The 19,668-nt window shown below is 66.2% G+C and carries 20 protein-coding genes; 13 read left to right on the forward strand and 7 right to left on the reverse strand.

Features of this window, described 5'->3' with window-relative positions; genetic code table 11:
• Positions 1–14 precede the first annotated feature (14 nt).
• The 11 genes from SI859A1_RS21035 to SI859A1_RS13620 all read left to right on the forward strand — a co-directional run bounded on the left by SI859A1_RS21035 (position 15) and on the right by SI859A1_RS13620 (position 13,444).
• Complete coding sequence (locus tag SI859A1_RS21035) at positions 15–179, forward strand: DUF1328 domain-containing protein (RefSeq protein WP_024350361.1); 165 nt, start codon at positions 15–17, stop codon at positions 177–179.
• A gap of 183 nt (positions 180–362) precedes the next feature.
• The gene (locus tag SI859A1_RS20410) at positions 363–1,961 is read left to right on the forward strand and encodes a PRC-barrel domain-containing protein (RefSeq protein ID WP_050767542.1); all 1,599 of its coding nucleotides are present in this window, start codon (positions 363–365) and stop codon (positions 1,959–1,961) included.
• A 236-nt stretch (positions 1,962–2,197) separates the two neighbouring features.
• On the forward strand, positions 2,198–3,541 hold the full coding sequence (locus SI859A1_RS13580; RefSeq protein WP_009210308.1) for an efflux RND transporter periplasmic adaptor subunit: 1,344 nt from the start codon (positions 2,198–2,200) through the stop codon (positions 3,539–3,541).
• Positions 3,541–6,708: an efflux RND transporter permease subunit gene (locus tag SI859A1_RS13585; protein ID WP_009210309.1), complete on the forward strand. Its 3,168-nt coding sequence runs from the start codon at positions 3,541–3,543 to the stop codon at positions 6,706–6,708. The genes SI859A1_RS13580 and SI859A1_RS13585 overlap by 1 nt, the downstream gene beginning before the upstream one ends.
• An 83-nt stretch (positions 6,709–6,791) precedes the next feature.
• On the forward strand, positions 6,792–8,642 hold the full coding sequence (locus SI859A1_RS13590; protein ID WP_009210310.1) for an ABC-F family ATP-binding cassette domain-containing protein: 1,851 nt from the start codon (positions 6,792–6,794) through the stop codon (positions 8,640–8,642).
• Positions 8,643–8,801: 159 nt separating this feature from the next.
• Positions 8,802–10,892: a flagellar biosynthesis protein FlhA gene (gene flhA / locus SI859A1_RS13595; protein WP_009210311.1), complete on the forward strand. Its 2,091-nt coding sequence runs from the start codon at positions 8,802–8,804 to the stop codon at positions 10,890–10,892.
• On the forward strand, positions 10,889–11,644 hold the full coding sequence (locus tag SI859A1_RS13600; RefSeq protein WP_009210312.1) for a flagellar biosynthetic protein FliR: 756 nt from the start codon (positions 10,889–10,891) through the stop codon (positions 11,642–11,644). The genes flhA and SI859A1_RS13600 overlap by 4 nt, the downstream gene beginning before the upstream one ends.
• Positions 11,641–12,048, forward strand: a complete 408-nt coding sequence (locus SI859A1_RS13605) for a hypothetical protein (RefSeq protein ID WP_040325826.1) — start codon at positions 11,641–11,643, stop codon at positions 12,046–12,048. The genes SI859A1_RS13600 and SI859A1_RS13605 overlap by 4 nt, the downstream gene beginning before the upstream one ends.
• Positions 12,049–12,104: 56 nt before the next feature.
• The gene (locus SI859A1_RS21930) at positions 12,105–12,617 is read left to right on the forward strand and encodes a rod-binding protein (protein ID WP_050767543.1); all 513 of its coding nucleotides are present in this window, start codon (positions 12,105–12,107) and stop codon (positions 12,615–12,617) included.
• 12 nt (positions 12,618–12,629) lie between these two features.
• A complete protein-coding gene (locus SI859A1_RS13615) occupies positions 12,630–12,986 on the forward strand; it encodes a hypothetical protein (protein ID WP_040325827.1) in 357 nt (118 codons plus the stop codon).
• A complete protein-coding gene (locus SI859A1_RS13620) occupies positions 12,983–13,444 on the forward strand; it encodes a hypothetical protein (protein ID WP_009210314.1) in 462 nt (153 codons plus the stop codon). Before SI859A1_RS13615 ends, SI859A1_RS13620 begins: the two co-directional genes overlap by 4 nt.
• A gap of 13 nt (positions 13,445–13,457) precedes the next feature.
• On the opposite strand, the gene SI859A1_RS13625 is transcribed toward SI859A1_RS13620, so the two are convergent.
• Complete coding sequence (locus SI859A1_RS13625; protein WP_009210315.1) at positions 13,458–13,799, reverse strand: hypothetical protein; 342 nt, start codon at positions 13,797–13,799, stop codon at positions 13,458–13,460.
• A gap of 170 nt (positions 13,800–13,969) precedes the next feature.
• Between SI859A1_RS13625 and SI859A1_RS13630 the strand changes: the two genes are divergently transcribed.
• Positions 13,970–14,449, forward strand: coding sequence for a hypothetical protein (locus SI859A1_RS13630; protein WP_040325829.1), 480 nt, complete (start codon positions 13,970–13,972; stop codon positions 14,447–14,449).
• A gap of 51 nt (positions 14,450–14,500) precedes the next feature.
• Positions 14,501–15,070 carry a hypothetical protein gene (locus tag SI859A1_RS21505; protein ID WP_009210317.1) on the forward strand — a complete coding sequence of 190 codons (570 nt, stop codon included), beginning with the start codon at positions 14,501–14,503 and terminating at the stop codon, positions 15,068–15,070.
• An 8-nt stretch (positions 15,071–15,078) separates the two neighbouring features.
• Here SI859A1_RS21505 and SI859A1_RS13640 read toward each other — a convergent pair whose 3' ends face one another.
• The 6 genes from SI859A1_RS13640 to flbT all read right to left on the reverse strand — a co-directional run bounded on the left by SI859A1_RS13640 (position 15,079) and on the right by flbT (position 19,668).
• Positions 15,079–15,390, reverse strand: coding sequence for a polyhydroxyalkanoic acid system family protein (locus tag SI859A1_RS13640; RefSeq protein ID WP_040325831.1), 312 nt, complete (start codon positions 15,388–15,390; stop codon positions 15,079–15,081).
• Between the two features lie 200 nt (positions 15,391–15,590).
• Positions 15,591–16,958, reverse strand: coding sequence for a DEAD/DEAH box helicase (locus tag SI859A1_RS13645; protein ID WP_009210319.1), 1,368 nt, complete (start codon positions 16,956–16,958; stop codon positions 15,591–15,593).
• Positions 16,959–17,185: 227 nt separating this feature from the next.
• The gene (locus SI859A1_RS13650) at positions 17,186–18,367 is read right to left on the reverse strand and encodes a D-alanyl-D-alanine carboxypeptidase family protein (protein WP_009210320.1); all 1,182 of its coding nucleotides are present in this window, start codon (positions 18,365–18,367) and stop codon (positions 17,186–17,188) included.
• 166 nt (positions 18,368–18,533) lie between these two features.
• Positions 18,534–18,803 carry a flagellar biosynthesis protein FliQ gene (fliQ, locus tag SI859A1_RS13655; RefSeq protein ID WP_024350345.1) on the reverse strand — a complete coding sequence of 90 codons (270 nt, stop codon included), beginning with the start codon at positions 18,801–18,803 and terminating at the stop codon, positions 18,534–18,536.
• A gap of 5 nt (positions 18,804–18,808) precedes the next feature.
• On the reverse strand, positions 18,809–19,213 hold the full coding sequence (gene flgD, locus SI859A1_RS13660; RefSeq protein WP_009210321.1) for a flagellar hook assembly protein FlgD: 405 nt from the start codon (positions 19,211–19,213) through the stop codon (positions 18,809–18,811).
• Positions 19,210–19,668, reverse strand: a complete 459-nt coding sequence (gene flbT, locus SI859A1_RS13665) for a flagellar biosynthesis repressor FlbT (RefSeq protein ID WP_009210322.1) — start codon at positions 19,666–19,668, stop codon at positions 19,210–19,212. The genes flgD and flbT overlap by 4 nt, the downstream gene beginning before the upstream one ends.

Below are 19,668 nucleotides of genomic sequence, written 5' to 3' on the forward strand. Positions count from 1 at the left end.
ACTAGGAGACTACCATGATCGAATGGATCGTCATTCTGCTCATCGTCGCCGCCGTCGCCAGCCTGCTCGGCTTTCGCGGCGTCGCCGGTGCCTCTGCCGGCATTGCGAAGATCCTGATCTTCATCGTGCTGGTGGGCCTGCTGCTCATGCTGCTGTTCGGCGTTCTGGTGTTTGCCTGAAGCAGGACACAAGCATGCATCCGGCGCAGCTCGGCTGCGCTGGATGGCAAAAAACAGGAAGCGAACCGGAACCTTAAGCCCGCTCAGTTCTTCCTCTCCCAGATGCCGCGCGACACATGTTTTCCACGACACCATGCCGCGCGGCAGTCGCCTATCGGAAACAATAGACCAGGAGGTCTTATCATGATCCGCACGTTGCTTGCCACTACCGCTCTCGCATCCGTTATCGCAACGGGTGCCTATGCGCAGGACGCCGCCACGACCGCAGAGACCACGGCCCCGGCCAAGGTCGAAGCATCCGCCGATGCCAATGCGACCGCGACGGCCGCCCAGTCCGGCAATTATCTCCGCAATCTCTCCGCCGACCAGTATCTGGCGTCGGAGCTGAACGGCAAGACCATCTACGCGAGCGACGCCGAGGATGCAGAATCGATCGGCGAGATCGAGAACTTCCTGGTCGGCAGTGACGGCAAGGTCGTCGCCGCGGTTGTCGATGCGACCGTGAACGACGAGTCGCGCCGCGTCGCCATTCCGTTCGATCAGATCTCCTGGTCCATGACGGATGAAGACGATGTCCGCGCCGTTCTGAGCGCCGGTGCCGATCAGCTGGCACAGGCTCCCGAGTTCACCATGCCGGACGAGCAGCAGGCTGCTGCAACCGACGCCGGCATGAGCGGCGACGCGATGGGTACGTCAACTGCATCGACGCCGCAGACCGAGACGGCTACCGCACCGGCGGCGCCGGTCGCAGCAGATGATGCCGCCGAGACCAACACAATGGCTGCCGGTTCCGCGACCTCGGAGACGGCTTCCCAGCCGGTCGAGACCGCTGCTGCCGGTCAGGGCGAGTATCCGAGCACCGTTGGTGCCGACCAGTATCTCAGCGAGAACCTCATCGGCGCGTCGGTCTATTCCGGCCCGGGTGAGGATGCCGAAAGCCTCGGCGACATCGGTGATCTCGTCGTCTCGTCGTCCGGTCAGGTCGAAGCAGGCGTCGTGGGCGTCGGTGGCTTCCTCGGCATTGGCGAAAAGGACGTCGCCGTTCCGTTCGACCGTCTCGAGATGACCCGCGCCGACGGTGACGAGGTTCGTATCGTAGCCTCCGCCACCCGCGAGGAGCTCGAGCAGGCCTCCTCCTTCGAGGACGAGCGTCCGTCCGAGATGACGGCCGAGAACGAAGGGGAAATGACGCCGACGGCCGAAGCTCCGACCGATGAGCCGACCGAGCGCGTTGCCGATGCAGCCGAGAACACCGAGCAGCCGGCGGACAACATGGCCGCGACGGACGGTGTCGTGACGACGACCGGTACGGCAGCCGGCACGGGCATGGCGGCGAACTCCACCGCCGAGAACGACACGACCGCTTCGGTCGGTGGTTCGTCCGAGCGTTCGCAGATGACCCCGGTCACCGACTCGGCTCAGCTGACCGCGGACAACCTGATGGGCACGACCGTCTATGGCCCCGATGACTCGACCGTTGGTGACATCGGCGACATCGCCCTCACCGCCGAGGGTTCGGTCGACGCCGTGATCGTCGATGTCGGTGGTTTCCTGGGCATCGGCGAGAAGCCGGTGGCCGTGGCCATGGACAACCTGCAGTTCATGCAGGACGCGAACGGCTCGATGTATCTCTACACGCAGTTCACCGAGGAGCAGCTCGAGAACGCGCCGGAGTACAACGCTGACACCTACGCCGACAACCGCGAGACCATGCGGATCCAGAACGGCGGCATGATGGGCAACGACGCCTCGACGTCGGAGGCGCCGGCCGTCGCAAACTAAGCGACATCCGACTGCACGCATCGAAGGGGCTCGCCGAAAGGCGGGCCCCTTTTTCGTTCGGCGGTCGGCGCGGAAATGGCCACCCGTGCAGAAGTGCCGCCCTTGTGATCGCGTTGTTACGGCTGAATTACAGTTCGTAACAAATCCAGCCGCAAACCGCCGAAATCTCTCCTATACTGGTAGCATCGGCCACGGCGGCCGGACCTCGCGCAATCCTTACGAGTACAAGCGATCCCATGGGTTTCCTGAAGCAGATCTTCGTCACGATCCTGGCGCTGGCCGTCGCGGGTGCGGCCTACATCAAGTTCGACCCGTCGGCGGGGCGTTCCCTGCTCGCAGCGGATCTGCCCCTGCCCGATCCGCTGCGCTCGGCCATTCTGTGGATCGCCCCGGAAGCCGGCGAACCCGCCCCCGAGATCGCCAGCGGCGAGGGTCAGCGCTCCGGCGGGCGTCGCCGCGGCGGTGGTGCGACGATGGTCGTCTCCTCACCCGTGACCACGGGCTCCACGCGGACCCGCATGCGGTCCATCGGCACTGGCGAAGCCGCCCGTTCGGTGGTCGTCCATCCCGACAACACCGCCGGCATCATCGAGGAAGTCGTCGTCCAGTCTGCCGACATGGTGGAGGAAGGCACGGTTCTGGTCCGGCTGGAACGGGCAAGCGAGGAACTCGCGGTCGATCGCGCCCGGCTCGCCCTCGATGCCGCGGAGGACAAGGTCGCCCGCTTCGAGCGCCTGCAAAGGGCCAACACACTCAGCGCCGTCGAGGTCACCGACGTGACGCGCGAGCGCGACAATGCCAGGCTCGACCTGCGGTCCGCCGAGATCGCGCTCGGCAAGCGCGACATCCGCGCGCCGATCCCCGGGCGGGTCGGTATCATCGCCGTCGATCGCGGCGATCTGGTCTCCAACGATACGGTGATCGCCACCGTTGACGACCGCGAGCAACTGAAGGTCATTTTCTACACGCCGGAAAGCTTCGTGCAGCAGCTCGCCATCGGCACGCCGGTCGAGGCGGTGTCCACCGCGCGGCCCGACACGGTCTATGAGGGCGAAATCACCGCCATCGACAGCCGTCTCGACGAAGCGAGCCGGACCCTGCGTACCGAGGCCCGGATCGAGAACGGCTCCGATGACCTGCGTCCGGGCATGTCGTTCAGCGTGTCCTTGTCGCTGGAAGGCGAGACCTTCCTGTCGGTCGACCCCATTTCCGTCGTCTGGGAGCGCACCGGGCCGATCGTCTGGAAGATCGTCGACGGCAAGGCGCAGAAGGCGCCGGTACGGATCGTCGAGCGGACGATCGACCGCGTGCTCGTTGCCTCGGACGATCTGGCCGCCGGCGACTCCGTCGTCGTCGAAGGGCTGCAGTCGGTTCGCGAAGGCGGCGCGGTGGAAAGCGTCAATGATGCCCCCGCGCCGGACGGCACCGCGCCGGCCGCGCCAGTCCCGTCCGCCAGCACCATGCCGAAGTCCGGCGGCGACGACCGCGCAACGGCGCATGGCCTCGTCGGCATTGCACAGGCCAACGCGGCCGAGCAGCCACAGGCTGACGGTCAGGCTTCCGCCGGAGCCGCCCGCTGATGAGCACGCCGGCCAAGCCCGACGGCATCACCGCCTTCACCAGCCTGTTCATCCGCCGGCCGGTGCTGACCATCGTCGTCAATCTGCTGATCGTGGTGGCGGGCCTCGCCGCCTTCGGCGCCATCGAAGTGCGCGAACTGCCGAATGTCGACCGCCCCGTCATCAGCGTGTCCATCGACTTTCCCGGCGCGTCTCCCGAAACCGTCGACCGGCAGATCACCAGCGAGATCGAAAGCGCCGTGGCGCGCGTTTCGGGCATCGCCTCGGTGTCGTCGAAGTCGGAATTCGGCGACAGCCGGGTGACGATCGAATTCACCGACGCCACCGATCTCAACGTCGCCGCCAGCGACGTGCGCAATGCCGTCAGCCGCATCGCCAACAGCCTGCCGGAGGGCGCGGAGGAGCCGCGCATCGTCAAGGCCGACGCCGACGCCTCGGCGATCATGCGCCTGGCGGTCACCGCCCCCGGCCTGTCGATCGAGGATCTGACGACGCTGGTCGAGGACCGGATCGCCGACCAGCTCGCCGCCGTGGAGGGCGTTGCCGACCTGCAGATCTACGGCGAGCGCGAGAAGGTCATCTATGTCGACGTCGACCCGGACAAGCTGGCGACGCGCGGCCTCACGCTGGGCACCGTCTCGACGGCGTTGCAGAACGCGGCGCTCGACGTGCCCGCGGGCTCGCTCGGCTCGCCCTCGCAGGATCTGATCGTGCGCGCCGACGCCAACGTGACCTCGCCGGAAGAGTTCGAGACCATCTTCCTCGACGACCGCACCCGGCTCGGCGATGTCGCCAGCGTGCGCTTCGGTCCCGATGACGCAGCGTCGCAGCTGCGCCGCAACGGCGAGACCGGCGTCGGCATGGGCGTCGTGCGCCAGGCCGGGTCGAGCACGCTCGACATCTCCGACGGCATCCGCGCCGAGGTCGCCAATCTCAACGAGACCCTGCCCGACGGCGTGACCGTGCGCGTCACCAGCGACGACGCGACCTTCATTAATGGCGCCATCCACGAGGTCGAGATCGCCCTCGGCATCTCGGTCGCCGTGGTGATCTTCGTGATCTTCCTGTTCCTGCTGAATGTCCGCGCGACGATCATTCCGGCGGTGACGATGCCGATCGCGCTGATCGGCGTCGTCGCCTTCATCTATCTCGTCGGCTTCTCGATCAACATCCTGACCCTTCTGGCGCTGGTGCTGGCCACCGGCATGGTCGTCGACGACGCGATCATCGTGCTCGAGAACATCGTGCGCCAGCGCGACATGGGGGCACGTCCGCAGGCGGCCGCGGTGCTGGGCACGCGCGAAGTGTTCTTCGCGGTCATCTCGACCACGGCAACGCTGGCGGCGGTCTTCGTGCCGATCTCCTTCCTGCCCGGCCAGGCCGGTGGCCTGTTCCGCGAATTCGGCTTCGTTCTGGCCATGGCGGTGGTGATCTCCTCCTTCATCGCCCTCACCCTCTGCCCGATGCTGGCGGCGTATTTCCTCAAGGCGCGGGAAGCCGAGCGTCGGCCCGGGCCGTTCCAGCGGTCGGTGCGCTGGTTCGGAGCGCGCCTCGCCGGCATGTACGCCGTCTCGCTGCGCTTCTGCCTCGCCTTCCCGCTGCTGATCGTGGTCGGCGCTGGCATCTTCTCCTTCGCGGCCTATCTCACCTTCCTGCAGATGCCGCAGGAGCTGACGCCGACCGAGGACCGCGGCGTCGTCCTGATGAGCATCAGCGCCCCGCAGGGCGCCAGCCTCGAATACACCAACGCCCAGCTTCGCCGGGTCGAGGACGTGGTCATTCCCTATGTGGAGAACGGCGAGGCCGACAACGTTTTCGCGATCTCCGGCCGCGGCTCGGCCAATTCGGCCTTCCTCGTCGTGTCACTGAAGGACTGGGCGGTGCGGGCGCGCAGCCAGCAGGAGATCGTCGCCGAGATCAACGGCAAGCTGCGCCGGATCACCGGCGTGCGGGCCTTTGCCATTCAACCGAACTCGCTCGGCATTCGCGGCGGCGGCCGCGGCCTGCAGTTCGCCATCGCCGGCCAGAATTTCGAGGAGTTGGCGGAAAGCGCCGACGAACTGCTGGCGGCGATGCAGGCGGACGGCCGCTGGGGCGACGTGCGACTGTCCGAAGATGCCACCCAGCCACAGTTGTCGGTGGTGATCGACCGCGCCCGGGCCTCCGACCTCGGCATCGACATCGACGGGCTGGCGACCGCCATGCAGGCGCTGCTCGACGGGCGCGAGATCGGCCAGACCTATGTCGAGGACAAGCAGATCCCGATCCGGCTGATCGCCAGCTCCGATCCGGTCAACGACCCCGATGACATGCGCAACATCTTCCTGAAAGCGAGCGACGGGCGGATCGTGCCCATGTCGACGGTGGCAAGCGTCGAGGAAAAGCCGATCGCTCCGGCGCTGACACGTGAAAACCGCTCGCGGGCGGTCTCGCTGTCGGCGCAGATTCCCGACAACTACTCGATCCAGGAAGGCTGGACGGATCTGCAGGTCTTCGCCGAGGAGATCCTGCCGGCCGACCAGCGCCTCGTGCCGCTGGCCGAAGCCGCTACGCTGAACGAGACCAATAGCGGCCTCGCCCTCGTCTTCGGCTTCGCCATCGTCATCATCATCCTGGTGCTGGCGGCGCAGTTCGAGAGTTTCGTCTCAGCCTTCATCATCATTGCGACCGTACCGCTGGGCGTCGCCTGCGCGATCTTCGCGCTCGACTTCTTCGGCATGAGCCTCAATCTCTACAGCCAGATCGGCCTCGTGCTGCTGGTCGGGATCATGGCCAAGAACGGCATTTTGATCGTCGAGTTCGCCAATCAGTTGCGCGAGGAAGGCCTGTCGGTCCGCGAGGCCGTGGAGCAGGCGGCGCTGATCCGGCTGCGGCCGGTGATGATGACCATGATCGCCACCGTCGTCGGCGGCGTGCCGCTGGTGCTGGCCTCGGGCGCCGGCGCCGAAGCGCGCGTGGCGCTCGGCTATGTCATCGTCGGCGGGCTCGGCCTCGCCACCTTCTCGACGCTCTATGTCACGCCGGTCGCCTATCTCATTCTCGGCCGGTTCTCGACGCCGAACGCCGAAAAGTCCGCCCGGCTGCAGCGCGACATCGCCGAGGCGGAAGCGGCGCAACGCGAGCGGGGCCGAGATCGGGATGCGGGAACGGTGGCGCCGGCCGAATAGGCCGGCTGACGCCGCCCACAAGCAGAGGCCGAACAGGCGAAAGGCCACTTCCCCCACCCGCCCATCCCCGCTAGAACGCGGCCATGGCACCCCCTCCCCTATTGCGCCTCGATGGCGTCCGCCTCACCTTCGGCGGCACGCCGCTCCTGACCGGCGTCGAGCTGAACGTCCTGCCCGGCGAGCGCATCGCGCTGGTCGGTCGCAACGGCTCGGGCAAGTCGACCCTGATGAAGATCGCCGCGGGCCAAGTCGAGCCCGACGGCGGCGAGGTCTTCCTGAAGCCCGGCACGACCCTGCGCTACCTGCCGCAGGAGCCGGATTTCGGCGACTTCAAGACGGTCGGCGCCTATGTCGCCTCGGGCCTCGGCCCCGCCGACGATCCCTACCGGGTCACCATGTGCCTCGACGCCCTGGGCCTGACCGAGGACATGGAGCCGCATCACCTGTCGGGCGGCGAGGCCCGCCGCGCCGCTCTGGCGCGCACCCTGGCGCCCGAGCCGGACATCGTGCTGCTCGACGAGCCCACCAACCATCTCGACCTGCCGACGATCGAATGGCTGGAGGACGAGGTGCGCCAGATGAAGAGCGCCGTCGTCGTCATCAGCCATGACCGCCGCTTCCTGGAACGCGTCACCCGCTCTACCGTCTGGATCGACCGCGGGTCGGCCAAGCGTCTCGACCAGGGCTTCGGGTCCTTCGAGGCCTGGCGCGACAAGGTGCTGGAGGAAGAAGAGCGCGACCTGCAGAAGCTCGACCGCAAAATCGTGCGCGAGGAGCACTGGCTGCGCTATGGCGTGACCGCGCGGCGCACCCGCAACATGCGCCGGCTGGGCGCCCTCCACGATCTGCGCCAGCAGCGCCGCGACACGCGGAGGGCCGTGGGTCAGGTATCGATGGAAGCCAGCGCCACACGCGAAAGCGGCAAGCTGGTCATCGAGGCCTTCAACGTGTCGAAGGCCTATGACGGCCGCACGCTGGTCGACGATTTCTCCACCCGCATCGCCCGCGGCGACCGGGTCGGCTTCGTCGGTCCCAACGGCATCGGCAAGACGACGCTGCTGAAGATGCTGATCGGCGAGCTGAAACCGGATTCCGGCCGGGTGAAGCTCGGCACCAATCTCGACCTCGCCTTCCTCGACCAGAAGCGCGCGGCGCTGGCCGACGACCTCTCGGTGCAGGACGCGATCACCGACGGCCGCGGCGACCAGGTGATGGTCAACGGCGAGCCGCGCCATGTGGTCGGCTATCTGCGCGACTTCCTGTTCACGCCCGAGCAGATCCGCACCCCTGCGGGCAAGCTGTCCGGTGGCGAGCGCGCGCGCCTGCTGCTGGCCAAGACGCTGGCAACGCCGGCGAACTTCCTCGTCCTCGACGAGCCGACCAACGACCTCGACATGGAGACGCTCGATCTCCTCGAGGAACTGATCGCCAATTATCCCGGCACCGTGCTTCTCGTCAGCCACGACCGCGACTTCCTCGACCGCACCGTGACCAGCGTCATCTCGCCCGACGGCAACGGCCACTGGCTGGAATATGCCGGCGGTTACAGCGACATGGTCGCCCAGCGCCGCGACGCGGCCAAGGCAGCCGCCATCGCCGGCAAGCCGTCCGACAAGGGCAGCGCGAAGAACGGTGCCAGCAAGAGCGGCGGCGGCACGTCAGGCGCCTCCAGCGGCGCCGCCGGCAAGGGCGGATCGTCCAAGCTGTCCTTCAAGCAGAAATTCGCGCTCGAAAACCTGCCCAAGGAGATCGCCAAGCTGGAAGCGGCGATCGCCAAGGCCGAAGCCGAGATCGCCGATCCCGCCCTGTTCACGAAGAACCCGGACCGCTTCGCCAAGCTGGCGGCCGGGATCGACAAGCACCGTGCGGCGCTGGCCAAGGCCGAGGATGACTGGCTGGAGCTGGAAATGGTCCGCGCCGAAGCGGAAGACTAGGACGGCGGCGCCTGCGGGCGCGCCTCCCGGCCCGAAGGGGTCAGCCCGGTGCAACCTTCGTCTGCGACGAACGAGCGCCGGATGATATGGCGCAATGGGCGATGAAGCCCGTCTGAGCTTTGGGGTCTGGCGGAACGCAATGCCGCAGAAGGGCCCCCTATGGCCGTCGACACGCTGAAACCCATAGCCTCCGTCGAATCCAAGGGTGGGCGCGACATCGGCTTTGCCGTTGCCGTCGTCTTTGTCCTGACCGTCCTGTTCGTTCCAATCCCGGCCTTCATGATCGACATGGGCCTGGCGCTGTCGATCGCCCTGTCCGTCCTGATCCTCATGGTCTCCCTGTGGATCCAGAAGCCGCTCGACTTCTCGGCCTTCCCGACCGTCCTGCTGCTGGCGACCATGCTGCGGCTGTCGCTGAACATCGCCACCACGCGCGTGATCCTGTCCGAGGGCCACCAGGGCGTGAACGCTGCCGGTCACGTCATCGGCGGCTTCTCGCAATTCGTCATGAGCGGCGACTTCTTCATCGGCATCGTGGTCTTCGTGATCCTGATCGTCGTGAACTTCATGGTCATCACCAAGGGCGCCACGCGTATCGCGGAAGTCGGCGCCCGCTTCACCCTCGACGCCATCCCCGGCAAGCAGATGGCCATCGACGCCGACATGTCGTCGGGCCTGATCGACGAGAAGCAGGCGCAGGCGCGCCGCAAGGAGCTCGAAGAGGAAAGCGCCTTCTTCGGCTCCATGGATGGTGCCTCGAAATTCGTGCGCGGCGACGCCATCGCCGGCCTGATCATCACCGCCGTCAACGTCTTCGGCGGCATCATCATCGGCATCACCCGCCACGACATGGACGCCGCCGGCGCCGCCGAGGTGTTCACCAAGCTGTCGGTCGGCGACGGCCTCGTCTCGCAGATCCCGGCGCTGATCGTCTCGCTGGCCGCCGGTCTGCTCGTCTCCAAGGGCGGCACCCGCGGCGCCGCCCAGACCGCCGTTCTCGGCCAGCTCGGCTTCTACCCGCGCGCCCTCGCCGTCGCCGCCGGCCTGATGGCGCTGCTGGCGTTGCTGCCGGGCCTGCCGTTCATTCCCTTCATGCTGCTCGCCTGCATAATGGCGTCCATCGCCTATCTCGTGCCCAAGCGCCGCAACGAGGAACTGCGCCAGGCCGAGGCGACCGTCGCCGAGGAGAAGCAGGTCGCCCAGAACGCCGAGCGCAACTCGGTCAAGGAATCGCTGAAGATCGTCGAGATCGAGCTGGTCTTCGGCAAGCAGACCTCGGCGCATCTCCTCCTGCAGCGCGACGAGATGGCCCACCGCGTCCAGAAGATGCGTCGCCGCTTTGCCGCGCGCTACGGCTTCGTCGTGCCCGAGATCAAGCTCTCCGACGATCTGACGCTCGATCCGAAATCCTACGCGATCAAGATCCACGGTACTACTATCGCCACCCAGCCGCTGCGGCTCGGCGAGTCGATGATCGTCCTGGGCGACGCCGGCGCGCCCGACGTGCCGCACGATCTCACCAAGGAGCCGGCCTTCGGCATGCGCGCTGCCTGGGTCTCGGAAACCTTCGCCACGGAGGTGCGCCGCCAGGGCTTCGAGCCGATCGACACCCTGTCGATCGTCCTCACCCATCTGTCGGAGACGATCCGCAACAATCTGGCGCAGCTCCTGTCCTACAAGGACATGCGCACCCTGCTCGATCGCCTTGAGCCGGAATACAAGCGCCTGATCGACGAGATCATCCCGGCCAACATGTCCTATTCGGGCCTGCAGGCGGTGCTCAAGCTGCTGCTCGCCGAGCGCGTCTCGATCCGCAACCTGAACCTCATCCTGGAGGCCATCGCCGAGATCGCGCCGCATGTGCGCCGGTCCGAGCAGATCGTCGAGCATGTGCGCATGCGCATGGCCCAGCAGATCTGCGGCGATCTCCTGCACAACGGCCAGCTCGGCGTCCTGCGCCTCGGCAACCAGTGGGACCTTGCCTTCCACCAGGCGCTGAAGCGCGACGCCAAGGGCGAGGTCGTCGAGTTCGACATCGACCCGCGCCTCGTCGAGCAGTTCGCCACCGAGGCCACCAAGGTGATCCGCGAGAAGATGGACCAGGGCGAGATGTTCGTGCTGGTCGCGGCGCCCGACGCCCGCCCGTATGTGCGCATGATGATCGAGCGCATCTTTGTCACCCTGCCGGTGCTCTCGCATCTCGAGATCGCACGCGGCGTGGATATCCGGGCGCTCGGTTCGATCTCATGAGCGTGGAACTGTCGGAACTCGTCTTTTCGCTGTTCCTGATCTTCTGCCGCTTCGGCTCCTGCCTCCTGTTGATGCCGGGCTTCTCGTCGTCGCGCGTGCCGCTGCAAGTGCGCCTGTTCCTGTCCCTCGCCGTCTCGGTGGCGCTGTCGCCAGCCCTCCTGCCGACCTTGCAGCCGCTGGTCGCGGCGGCCGACGACAACGGCAAGCTGGCGCTGATGATCTCCGAGATCCTCAACGGGCTGTTCATTGGCCTGCTCGGCCGCAGCTTCATGATCGCCCTGCAGTTCGCCGGCCACGTCGTCGCCAATTCCATCGGCATGGGCATGCAGATGGGCGTGCCGATCGACGAGAGCGATCCGATGCCGGCCGTCGCCTCGCTGATCACGCTGACCGCCACGACGCTGATCTTCGTGCTCAACCTGCATGCCGAGATCGCCCGGGCGCTGGTCGCGTCCTACACGGCCATGCCGGCCGCCGCCGGCTTCTCGATCCGCGGCAGCCTCGTCAACATCACCGACAATCTCGACGAGGCCTTCCTGCTCTGCCTGCGCATTTCCAGCCCGTTCGTGCTCTACGGCGTCGTCGTCAATTTCGCCATCGGCCTCGCCAACAAGTTGACCCCGACCATCCCGATTTACTTCATCTCGCTGCCTTTCGTTCTTGCCGGCGGCCTCGTGCTGCTCGGCTACACGATCAGCGACTTCCTCATCTTGTTCATGCAGGATTTCGAACGCTGGGTGCTGGTGGGATGAGCGACGACAGATCGCGCGTGCGCCGGCTCGACCGCATTCTCAAGGTTCAGGGCCAGAAGCGGCTCCTGGAGGAATGGCGCCTGTCGAACCTGCGTCAGGAGCGCGAGACCATCGACAAGGACGACGTCGCCCTGCTCGACAGTCTCGGCACGGAATCGCAGCTGCACGGCCTGTTCATCGAGGCCAAGGTCCGCAATCTGCGCCGCAACGAGGTGAAGCGCAGCGCCAATCTGGCCGACCAGAGCGCCACCGAGCAGCGCATCACCACGACGCGCCGCGCCGAAAAGGGTGTCGAGAAGGTGCGCGACGACGCCCGCCGCAACCGCGACGCGGAGGAGGAAACGCGTAGCCTCGAAAGCAGCGTCGAAGGGCATCTGGCCCGCCGCCACCCCAGCTTCGAATAAGCCTGCGCCGGTAGAAGCGGTTCGAACCTTCCCGTGTTTGAACCGCGACCCCGCCGATGACCAGCACCGCCAGCCTCCATGCCCTCCTGCCCGCCGCCCAGTCGGCGAGTGCCAGGACGGCACCTGCCCGCAAGAGCCCAGACGGCGGCAGCGAGACCTTCGTGGCGGCCCTCGACGCGGCCAAGACCGACAAGCCCGATGGTGGCAGCGCCCCCGCCGCCCCCATCGTTCCGCTCGTCAAGCACCGCTCCCGGGAGATCTCGCCGCTCGAACAGTTCGAGGGCTTCGTCCTGCGCAATTTCGTCGAATCCATGCTGCCGACCGAAGCCTCGAACTATTTCGGCGAAGGCACGGCCGGTGAAGTCTGGCGCTCGATGATGGCCGAGGAAATCGGCAACGAGCTGGCCAAGAACGGCGGCATCGGCATCGCCGATTCGATCCGCAGCCGCGAACAGGTCGATCTTGCCTCAGCCAGCGGCGCCGTGTCGGCAACCAACGGCCTCGAGCGCATGCTGCGGCAGGCGGATATCGCCCGCGCCGGCGCCATGCGCGACAACATCGCAGAATAGGAGTTGCACACCGTGGACCTCGCTCTCAGCAAAGCCGTCGACCGCCTCGAAGCGGTCCTCACCGCCGAAACCGGTGCACTGGCCAGCGGTACGCCGATCGATCTCGGCGAGATCGCGGCCCGCAAGAACCAGAGCCTTCTGGAGTTCAGCCGCCTCAGCCGCCGCATGCCGGCGCGCGACGATGTCGAGCCGGAATTCGGCGACCGCCTGAAGCGGCTGGCCGGACTTCTCGAGCAGAACCGCCGGACGCTGGAGCTGCACGTCACGGCCAGCCACGAAGTCTCGGAGATGATCTCGCGCTCCATGACCGAAGCGGAATCCGACGGCACCTATAGCGCCCAGATGGGCCGCCGGGCAGCCGCACGGTGATCAAGCTCCTCGCGGTCGGTCTGTGGGTTTGTGCCGTGACGCTCGGATCGAGCTACGTCATGGCGTCGATCAACTCCGCCCCGAGTGAGGAGGCGGAGCCGAACTATTTCGAAGGGCTCGACTACCGCAAGACCGAAAACATCACGATCCCGATGATCAAGGATTCGGCGATCCGGGGCTATATCCTGGCGCGATTCGTCTACACGATCGACGGCAAGACGGTGGCCCAGCTCAAGGTGCCGCCGGACCCGTTCATCCTCGACGAGGCCTTCCGCCGGCTCTACACGACCGACGGGTTCGACTTCGATGAGCCGACACGGTTCGACCTGAGTTCGCTGACCGACGGGATTCGCGACGCCGTGAACGCCCGCTACAGCGAGGAACTCGTCAAGGAGATCCTGGTCGACCAGTTCGACTACATCGCCAAGGACGACATCCGCAACGGACGGCAGGGGTAAGCACCCCGCGCCGTCAGCCGGTGACGGCGTAGAAGCGTCCGGTGAGGCGGTGGACGTCGGCCCGCGTGCCGGCGCGCGGCGTTCCCACGAAGCGCACGCCGATCTCAGGCCCCCGCGACCAGATCACCAGCGCAAGGCGGAAGCTGTTGTCCGCCTCGTCATAGACCGCCAGGCGTGCGGGAACCCGGCCGGTGTTGAACCGCCGGATGCGGCAGCCGGTCTCCGACACGTCGATCGCGGTTCCGTCCTCGATGAAACGCCCGGCAACGGTGACGAGCTTGACCGGGCGCAGGCGCGTGCGGCGGCGCGACGCCATCCGGCTTTCATGACTGTCGGGATTCGGGGTTCCGGCCATGCCCGATGATAGCCTGCACAAGCCGAACAAATCCTGAAGGCGATGCCTGAGCCCGTTGCACCGGCGGCGCAGAAAGCATTAACCGTTCGATGCGATGTTGGATGGGCAATCCAGCCCCGGACCAGTTCCGGCGGCCGGTTCCCTGAAGTCCAGCCTTCCTCGAGGTCGTCTTGTCCGCGTCAGGTTCCCCATCATCCGACGCCGGTCGCAGGAGCGCTGCGGCCGAACCCAGCTCCGACCGGATCGGGTTCCTGGGCGGCACGCTGTTTGCGCTGTCCATCCTCTTCTTCGGCGGCGTCAACGCCATCTCGTCGCTGGACCCGGGCTATTTCGACCGGCTGCTCTTGTCGGCGATGCGCGACGATGCGATCGACCCGATCGAGACAGGATCGACCGACAAGGGCGAGACGCCCGCCGTCGCCGCCATGCCGGTGTCGACCGTCGTGCGAGCGGTACCGCTGAAGCCCGAGGATTTTCAGATCATCATGGTCTTCCAGGCCGAGGCGCATCTGGCCTCGCCGGGCGAACTCTGGCGTGTGCGCGTCGGCTCGCAGGTGCCCGGCCTCGGCCGCATCCTCGCCATCGAATCGGGCCGCAACGGCGGTACGGTGAAGACCGAGAAGGCCACGCTGATGGGCGTCCTGAAATAAATCTATCGACCTTGCAAGAGTTGCACGGTCTTCCTCCTAATCGGAGATTCCATGCCTGCAGATTATGGCGTGGCCTTAGTCGGCTTTATTGGAGCAATAATCGGCGCAGCAGCTTCATTTGCTGGTCAGTGGTGGCTTCGGCACTTAAGCGACCAAAAGGAAACCCAGGCGCTTGCGTCTGCGCTATCCGCTGAAATTGAGGGCTATGTTAGCCTGATGGAACGCAGAAACCACGTGACGGGCGTGCGCGAAATGGCCATTCGGGCTCGTCAGGGGCATGCTATCGACCTTGGATCACTTATGACCTCGAAAGAGATCGACAGCGAACCATTTCCCGTCATGCATGCGCACTTGGATCGCATAGGCCTTCTTGGACGCTATGCTGGGAGACTCCTCCAGTTCTACTGGCTGATATACGGCGTGCGAATGACCATCATCGCCAACTGCGAAGGCAAGCACGCCGGGTGGACACCTGAACAAATCGCCAGTTTGATCGACAGGGAATGCGATGTTTGGGATGAGGCCATGGCTAAGGGCCGCACCCTCTGCCGCGAGTTGAATAGAATCGCTATGCCGAGTTCTCTGCTATCAAAACTCTCCAAGCGATCGATTTGCGGCTGAACGCCGCCCTACTTCTTTTCGAGCAGGATCTGGCCTTCCTTGCGCAGGCGACCCTTCAGCTTCTCGGCGATGGCGGCGAGGAAGCTTGGCAGGTCGATCTCCAGATGCACCGACTCGTCGAGAACGTCGAGGCGGCCAGTGACGCGCTGGCCCATGACCCGCGCGGTGAAATCCAGATGGTCGCCGGTCCAGGTGTCCTCGAACTTGACCATGCCGCCCAGCATGTCCTGACGCACGCGGTCGAAGCCGTCGTCGATGCGCTGGCGCGCGGTCTCGCGGGTCAGCTTGTGCGGGATGTCCACCTTGATGGTCTCGGCCATGAATAGCACCTCGTCTCGTTGCGCCTCATATGGCGACACCGCCGTCGCCAGACAACGGTCACGCCCGCTACCGGCTCCGGCGCCGTTCGCGGAAATCGTGCCGGACGCCCTGAAACGCAAAAGGGGCGGCCCGTAAGGCCACCCCCTGTCGATGTCGGTTGCTGTGCCGGCCCGCTCTTTCGAGGGGACGGCGAGCGATGTCAGGCGTAGGTCGCCGAACGGTTCGAGGTGCCGCTGCGCCGCGGACGGCTGCTGCGACCGCCGGGCTTGCCGCCCTCGGTGCGCTGGCCACGGCCTTCGCCCGAGCGCTGACCGCCCGCACCCTGGCCACCGCCGCCGCCACGGCGACCGGCGCCCTGCGGCTTGTTGCCGAAACGCTTCGGCGCGCCGCGCGGCGGACGCTTCTCTTCCGGCGCGTTCAGGTCGACATGCGCCGAATAGTCGGTCTGCTGCAGGTCGAAGTTGAGACCGGTCAGACGCTCGATCTGGCGCAGCTTGGAGCGCTCCGACGGATCGACCAGCGCAACCGCGATACCGGACTTGCCGGCGCGGGCGGTGCGGCCGATGCGGTGCACGTAGCTTTCCGGCTCTTCCGGCAGGTCGAAGTTCACGACATGGGAGATGTCGTCGACATGGATGCCGCGGGCCACGATGTCGGTGGCGACGAGTACGCTGACCGTGCCGGTCTGGAACTCGCCCAGCGCCTTCTGACGAGCGCCCTGGCTCTTGTTGCCGTGGATCGCGCGGGCATCGATGCCGGCTTTCTCCAGATCGGCTGCGAGCTTGTTGGCGCCGTGCTTGGTGCGGGTGAAGATCACCGTCTTCTCGAAGTCAGGCTTGGCCAGATGCTCGATGAGCCAGAGCTTCTTGGCCTTCTGCGGCACCAGAAAGACGCTCTGGTTGATCTTCTCGACGGTGACGACTTCCGGCGTCACCTCGACCCGGACCGGATTGGTCAGGATCTTGGCGGCCAGCTCTTCCATCGCACGCGGCATGGTGGCCGAGAACAGCAGCGACTGGCGGTCGGCCGGAAGCTGCGAAACGATGCGCATGACGTCCTTGACGAAGCCCATGTCGAGCATCCGGTCGGCCTCGTCGAGAACGACGTGGTGGACTTCGGACAGCGTCAGGGCACGCTGGTTCAACAGGTCGAGCAGACGGCCCGGCGTCGCGATGACGATGTCGACGCCGCGGCGCATCGCCTCGATCTGCGGACGGATCGAGACACCACCGAAGATCACATGATGGGTCAGCTTGGTGCCGGCGGTGTAGGATTTGACGTTGCCGGCGATCTGCGAGGCGAGCTCGCGGGTCGGGGTCAGGACGAGGACCTTCGGGGTCTTCGGAGCCGGGCGACCGCCCTTGGCGATCAGCGCGTCGATGACGGGCAGCGAGAAGGCCGCGGTCTTGCCGGTGCCGGTCTGGGCGATACCCAGAACGTCGCGGCCCTTCATGACCGCCGGAATCGCCTGGGCCTGGATCGGCGTCGGCTGGGTGATGTCGAGACGCGCAAGCGCGGAAAGAAGCGTGTCGGCGAGGCCGAACGCCTTGAAATCGGTATGGGTCAAGATATGCCTTGCGGAAGGCGGACACTGTGGGTCCGCTTGAGATGCCGATCGTCTTCGCGCTGGCGGACGGTTCGGCGGGCCGTGTCGGAACGCGGGACCCCGCAAGCTTCAGAAGCTGCGGGCCGGTCCGATGGCGCTGGCTAAGAATTCCGTCAGGTGTCGGGAAACAAGCAGGCGCTGCGCGATCACGGCGTGCAGGCTCCATATCGACGTTTAGGTGCGCCGCGTCAAGGCGTTTGTGCGCCGCCCCATGTGAGGTGCCGGGCCAAGGTGTCGGCGATCCGCTGAAACAGCCCCGCCTCCTCGACCGCCGTTTCGGCCACGAGCGGCACCTGCCGCAGGCTCTCGTCGCCCCGGCCGAACCGCACCCAGCCGAGCCGCTGGCCCTTCGCGACGGGCGCTACGAAGGGGCCATTCTCGACCACCTCGCGTTCGACGTCGGCCAGGCTGCCGCGCGGCACCAGCATCCGCAGGTCCTCGGCCGCGGCCATCCCGACGGTCTCGGAGACGCCGCCCCGCACCTGCACGTTGCCGAGGGTTTCGCCCGCGGTCACCAGCACCACTTCCTCAAAATCCTGCAGGCCGAAATTCATCAGCCGGCGTGCTTCGCTGGCCCGCTCGGCAGTCGAGCCCATGCCGCTCATGGCCAGGACGATGCGCCGGCCGTCGCGTTCGGCCGAAGCGACCAGACCATAGCCCGCAGCCGACGTATGCCCCGTTTTCAGGCCATCGGCGCCCAGATCCAGAAGCGGATTGCGGTTCTGCTGCTTGATGCCGTTATAGGTGAAGCTCTCCTCGGCGAAGATCGGGTAATCCTCGGGGAATTCGCGGATGAGATAGGTGGCGAGGCGGGCGAGATCGCGCACGCTGACATGCTGCTCGGGGTCCGGCAGTCCATGCGGATTGGTGAAGTGGGAATGGGTCAGGCCGATCTTTTCGGCCTCGGCGTTCATCCGTCCTGCAAAGGCTTCGACGGAGCCGGACAGGCCTTCGGCGACAACGATCGTCGCGTCGTTGCCGGACTGGACGATGATTCCGCGGATCAGATCCTCGACGGCGACCTCGGAGTTCAGCGGCAGGAACATGGTCGAGCCGCCGGAGGACGCGCCGCCGGTGCGCCAGGCGTGTTCGGACACGACAAAGCGGTCGTCGCGCTGCACCCTGCCCTGTTTCAGATCGTCGAACAGGACCGCGATGGTCATCAGCTTGGCTAGGCTGGCGGGGGGAATCTCGGTATCGGCGTCCTTCTCGTAAAGGACGCGGCCGGTGCCATAGTCCACCAGGATGGCGGTCGGCGCGGTGGTCTCGAAGGCGGCGGCGGGCAGAGCGAACAGCGCAGCAAGCATTGCCAGCACGGCAAAGCCGCGACGCAGGCCGGCGCGAAGGGCGCCGCCGAGACGGCGCGGCATTCCACAAGATGTCTTGTTTCGACTGGTCCTCAACGCCACCTGCCTGCCCTCTTTCCGTCCGCGACGCGGCCTACCGGTCGGGCGCCGCTCCTGTCACGCTGGGTCAACCTACAGGGTTTGACCGGTCTGCGTGAACAGGAAACGGTGAGTTGCGGCGCCAGTGCGCTCAGCGGAAGCCGTTCTCGATGCGCGAGTAGGATTCCTGGGTGAAGGCGTAGACCTGCGCACCGGTGAAGGATGCGGTCAGCGCGATCACCACGAAGATCGCCAGGATCTTCGGGACGAAGGTCAGCGTGACCTCCTGGATCTGGGTGAGTGCCTGAAACAGGGCGATCAGGACACCCACGAACATGGCGGCGCCGACGGCCGGCCCGCAGGCGGCGACGATGGTCCAGACCGCGGACTGGACGATATCGAGTGCGTCGGCTTCGTTCATGTCTTCTACCCCACGGTGGTGCCGGAGATCAGCGGCAGGCTGTCGCCGCTCTCCAGGATGGCCTCGACGACACCATTGACCGCGCGTACAGCAGCAACCTTGCCGGACAGCGTGCCGTCCGCCGAGGTCGCCGTCTGACCGATCAGCGAGTTCGCCTGGGTCAGCGCGGAGACCGTCATCATCGAGTCCAGCTTCTTATTGGTCTGGATGGCTTGCTCGACGCTGGAGAAGGACGCGAACTGGGCGACATATTCGGTGGAATCCGTCGGGTTGAGCGGATCCTGGTTGGACATCTCGGCGACCAGCAGCTTCAGGAAGGCGTCGTAATCCATCCCGGTCTTCTGGGTGGCGGCGCTGATGCCGGTCTGGGCCGCGGTGGCGCTGGTAGCGCCGACACCGGTCACGTTCATCGCATTCCTCCGGCGGCAAGCCGCAGTTCGGGTGTGTGGGGGACGACCGGCGCGCGCGCCTCGCCCTGCCCCTGGATGACGCCGTCCTCGATCGGGATCAGCGTCCGCAGTCCCTTCAGCGCCTCGAAATTGCGCTCGCGACCGACCAGTTCCTTGATCTCCAGAAGACCCTCGATGATGTCGCGATTGCGGTAGGTGCCGATCATCGCCGCGTGGGTGGTGCCGAAGAGTTCGCGGGCGGCCTCGGCACTGCCCGGCTCGATCAGCATCATCTGCACGATGAAGTAGAGCTGGCGCAGCGGGGTCGTGGCATCCTCGGCCTGCATCACGTGGCTTTCGAGGAGGAAGGTCACGTCGTTGAGGAATTCCAGCGTGGTCTTGCGGTCGACCTTCAGGACGGCCCCGTTGACGAAGATCCGTTCGCCTGCCCGCAGGGTGATGCGCAAACTTGCCAT

The organism is Aurantimonas manganoxydans SI85-9A1 (genome assembly GCF_000153465.1).
GTDB classification, from domain to species: Bacteria; Pseudomonadota; Alphaproteobacteria; order Rhizobiales; family Rhizobiaceae; genus Aurantimonas; species Aurantimonas manganoxydans.